1 protein-coding gene is annotated in these 1,250 nt (G+C 79.5%); it reads left to right on the top strand.

The window, feature by feature from the left end; translation table 11 throughout:
* Positions 1–1,157, top strand: a 1,157-nt coding sequence (locus SJ20_RS12015; protein ID WP_044659463.1) for a hypothetical protein, incomplete at its 5' end; no start/stop codon positions are given.
* Positions 1,158–1,250 lie beyond the last annotated feature (93 nt).

Genomic DNA, 1,250 nt, shown 5'->3' with positions numbered 1-1,250 from the left:
AGCTGTGGCGGGGCGAGCACGCCGAGGCGGACGCGGCGGCCGCCGTCGTCACCGCGCTGCCCGCCGCCCGCGCCGTCCTGGCCTCCGCCACCACGGTGCGGGCGATCGCCGCCCACGAGCTGGACCGTCCGACGGCGGCCCTCGACCTGGCGCTCGAGGCGGCGGAGCGGATGGCCTCGGTCGGTCTGCGGCGCGGCGCGGCCTCCGCGGCAGCCCTGGCCGGGCGCGTGGCCGGCGACCTCGACGGGTACGAGGAGGTCGCCGTGGCCGCGTGGGAGCTGGCCTCCGTGCACGCGGAGAAGGCCGAGGCGCCGGAGGCCTCGAGCCTGAGCTACTGGTGGGCGCACCAGCTCGTGCTCGCCGGCCGCGCCGACGAGGCCGAGCCCCTGCTCGCCCGGTTGGTGCGCCGCGAGGCCACCCACGGCCGGGACGTCGAGCAGGCCCGCGCCCTCGTGGACCTCGGCCACGCGCACCACGACCAGGACCGCGCCGAGAACGCGCTGCCCCTGTGGCGGGAGGCGGCCGGCCTGTTCGAGGCCCACGGCCAGTGGGAGGACGCCGCGCGCACGCTCCTGGCCGCCGGCGCCCTCGTGAACCGCGAGCGCGACGAACGCACCCGGCCCTCGGCCCTCGACCTGTTCGAGCGGGCGGTCGCGGCCGCGCGCCAGGCGGTGGACGAGGACCCGGCGGTGCTGCCGGCCGCGCTGCACGCGCACGGGTACCTGCTGTGCGAGTCCGGCCAGGCGGAGGGCCTCGACCTCCTCGAGGAGGCGCTCGCCCTCGTGCGGGACGCCGGCGCCGACTGGCAGGTGGCCGACTACACGGACACCCGCGCCCGGGCCCTGTGGTCGCTCGAGCGGGGGCCGGAGGCGATCGCCACCGCGCTGCAGGCCGCCGACCTGTTCACGGCCGCCGGGGACCGCGAGGGCGCCGCGCAGGCCGAGCTCTTCGCCGCCTACGTGGTGGCCGAGGACGGCAGCCCCGAGCAGGCCGCGACGCTCTTCCGCCTGGTGTGCGACTCCACCGACTCCACGCTCGTGCGCCTCGGCGCGCTCACGGGCCTGCACCAGTGCCTGTCCGCCCTCGGGGACCACGACGGCGCCGCGCGCGTCCGGGACGAGCTCGACGCGCTCCGCGAGGGGCTCGGCGCGGACTGACCGCCGCTCGAGGGGGCGGCCCGGCCCGGCGGGCCGGCCCGACTGTGGCGGCCGCCGTCGCGGGTCAGAGGCCGACGCGGCCCAGGGCGGCGG

Source organism: Micrococcus sp. MS-ASIII-49 (assembly GCF_000946635.1).
GTDB classification, from domain to species: domain Bacteria; phylum Actinomycetota; class Actinomycetes; order Actinomycetales; family Micrococcaceae; genus Micrococcus; species Micrococcus luteus.
The sequence above is the reverse complement of the archived record's forward strand: the minus strand, read 5'-3'. Positions and strand labels throughout refer to the sequence as shown.